The 2,628-nt window shown below is 75.0% G+C and carries 2 protein-coding genes and 1 pseudogene; 1 reads left to right on the top strand and 2 read right to left on the bottom strand.

Features of this window, described 5'->3' with window-relative positions:
- Both B9S61_RS10105 and B9S61_RS10100 read right to left on the bottom strand, forming a co-directional pair.
- Nucleotides 1-402, bottom strand: a pseudogene (locus B9S61_RS10105) (hypothetical protein); the annotation flags it as partial.
- The gene (locus B9S61_RS10100; RefSeq protein ID WP_103541964.1) at nt 399-803 is read right to left on the bottom strand and encodes a hypothetical protein; all 405 of its coding nucleotides are present in this window, start codon (nt 801-803) and stop codon (nt 399-401) included. The gene B9S61_RS10100 and the pseudogene B9S61_RS10105, both read right to left, overlap by 4 nt.
- A gap of 452 nt (nt 804-1,255) precedes the next feature.
- On the opposite strand from B9S61_RS10100, the gene B9S61_RS10095 reads away from it, so the two are divergent.
- On the top strand, nt 1,256-2,416 hold the full coding sequence (locus tag B9S61_RS10095) for a hypothetical protein (protein ID WP_181007319.1): 1,161 nt from the start codon (nt 1,256-1,258) through the stop codon (nt 2,414-2,416).
- The last annotated feature ends 212 nt before the right edge of the window (nt 2,417-2,628 follow it).

Here is a 2,628-nt window from a genome sequence, read left to right as displayed (position 1 = left end):
AACGGGGCGGACCGCGCCGAACCAGTGCGCGACGCCGGGGCGGAAGCGGACGGCGGCACCGTCGTGGGCCAGCGCGAAGTACGCCGCGTCGAACAGGGCGCCCGTGTGGCACAGTTCCAGCGCGCCGGTGGTGAGGCGTCCGCTGTCCACGAGCTGGCGGCCGACGCGGTGCACGGCACCCGCCCGCTCGACCGCCTCCCACCAACCGGCCGGCGCGAGGGCGCCGCTGCGGGTGAGCAGGTCGCCGAGGGCGGGGCTGTGGGCGGATTCGACGTGGACGACGTGGCCCGCCGAGAGGTAGAAGACCCCGGACTCCGTGGAGAGCGCGCCGGTGGCGTGGTCGGCCGCGAGGGTGCCGAGCAGCTCGGGGGCGGATCCGCCGGTGCAGGGCACTGTGGTCATCCGAGCACCAGCCGGTCCGCCATGTGGGAGAGCCGGATACGGGCCAGGGCGAGGTTGCCGTCGGCGCGGTCGAGCCACAGGTAGAGGAACACCGTGCTGTCGAACGTCGTGACGACGAATCTCAGCAGGTGGTAGGCGTCCGCGCTGGTGAGGATCAGGTCCTCGACGGGCGGTGCCTTGACGGTCACCCCCGTCCCGTGGCCGTCGGCCGGGGCGAGGGTGCCGCTCTCCATGGCCTGGCGGGCGAGTTCCGCGGTCTCCGCGGCCGTGGCCTCCGCGTCGCCGCCCGGGGCCTCGCCCACCGCGCCCAGAGCGAGCCCGCTGATCCAGTCGACCACCAGCGCGCCTCGCGCGCCGGGCAGTCGCATGGCTTCCAGCAGGCTCTCATCGATTCCGGGCACGCCGGATCCCCCTCCCTCGCACGGCTGTACCGCGAACGTGACGTCGACGCTACGGTGTGTGCTCGATCGAGGTGGGAGCTTTGGTGTTTTCCCGGGGAATATGCGACGGGTGTGACGAGCCGCTGGTAGGGTCCGGGCCTTTGCCCTCACGACGGGGGCGGTCGTCCGGTTCGTGGTGCGGGCAGGGCCGGCCCCGATGCGGATGGTGGGCCGGCCCTGCTCACGGGACCATTGTGGTGATGGTCGTACCGCGGGACCACGGGTGAACCGCGGTCGTCGGGTGTGCGCCGCGCACACCCCGCGCGCGACACGCCGTGCGCGCATCTCACATGAGGGCCGTACGGGGCGGGTAGGCGGCGACAGGGCCCGCCGTCCGGCGGCCCCCGCGTCATGCCGCCGGCCTGCGGCGGCGATACTGGCAGGAGCACGTGCCCCCGCTCACCACTGGACCCATGCCGAACTCCCCCACAGCCCACGCCACGATCCCGCCCACGGTCTGGCTGGCCCGCGGCCGCCATAGCGGTGGCCGGGCGGACGAGACGCTCCGGCGCACCCTGCGCCGGCTCAAGGACAGCCGGGACATCGACGACTTCCTGGAGCTTCCGGCCTCCGCCACCGCCCCTGACCTGGTGTTCGAATCGCGGAGGCGGGTCGCCGGGGAGGTCACCGTGCGCGCCCGGCTGAGTCTCGCGCCCGGCACGGCCGAGGGCCGGGACTGGACGCTGGTCGCGGAGGCGGAGCAGCCCTGGGACCAGGCCTGGCCGTCCCCGGCCGGGATGTTCTGGGAGCGGGAGCAGGACGCCGACTGGAACCGCGACGCGGCGACCGGACTGCGCGCCGGGGAGATCAACCCCCTCCCGGAGGACGACAAGGCCGTACGACGGCTGCTGCGCGACTGCGCGCGCGACGCGTGGCACGTCCATGTCGTCGTCCACGAGGCGATGACCACGGACGAACGGGGCCGGGTGCCGCTCGCTCACTGGCTGCCCCCGGGGCTGAGGCACCGGGTCGTGGAGCACCGGGCCACCCCCCAGCAGTCGCGGGTCGCGAACTGGGCCCTGCGGGAGTTCGGCGCGCAGGTTCCCCGAGGGGGTGCCGTGGTGCTGCCGGGCCCTCAGGTCCCGAAGGGGTACGACGCCGACGCCTTCGCCGTACGGGCGGTGTTCCTGGACGGCACGGAGCCGGCCGGACTCGTCGACGCGGTGACCCGCTTCGACGCGATTGCGCGCGCGCTGCCGGACGGGGCGCGGGACTCCCTGACCGCGCTGCGGGAGGACTGGCACCTGCTGACCCTCGCGGAGGAACTCGACCGCGAGCGCGCGCTGGTGGCCATGTACGCCGAGGCCCTGGAGGCCATGACGAAGTCCCGGGACCTGTACCGCGAGGCCGCCGAATCCGCCCACGAGGCACTGGCTTCCTACCAGGAGGCCGCCTCGGGCACCCAGGCCGCCCGGCAGCCGCCCGTGCCGGCGGCGGTCCCCTCCTCACCCCTCCAGCATCTGACCCGCACCCTGGAACGCCTGAAGCCCGCCACCGCCAGGTCCCGGCGCGCCGCACCCCGAGGGCCCGGAGACCCGGCGCCGGAACGGCAGCCGACGACGTCCGACCACTAGCGACGCCCTTCGGCGTCGTGCCGGGGGTGGGGCCACGTCCGTACGGTCATGACGGTGCCCGGGACTCCCGGGCGCCGGGTCGGCGGTCGGTCCGGCACCCGGTCTCCCGGGATCCGGGGCACACCGCCCGGGCCGGGGCGGTACGGGCGATGCGCGGGCGGGTGTCCCGCCGCCCGGGTCCTGGGAGGACGGGGCGGTCATGCCTCGGCGGG

Origin of the sequence: Streptomyces sp. SM1, assembly GCF_002910825.1 — a bacterium.
GTDB lineage: Bacteria > Actinomycetota > Actinomycetes > Streptomycetales > Streptomycetaceae > Streptomyces > Streptomyces okerensis.
Note: the sequence above shows the minus strand (reverse complement) of the source record. Positions and strands in the feature narration are given on the sequence as shown.

Bases quoted from the DNA above. Each gene is read 5' to 3' on its own strand.
- B9S61_RS10095 (WP_181007319.1), top strand. From the start codon at position 1,256: ATGCCGAACTCCCCCACAGCCCACGCCACGATCCCGCCCACGGTCTGG.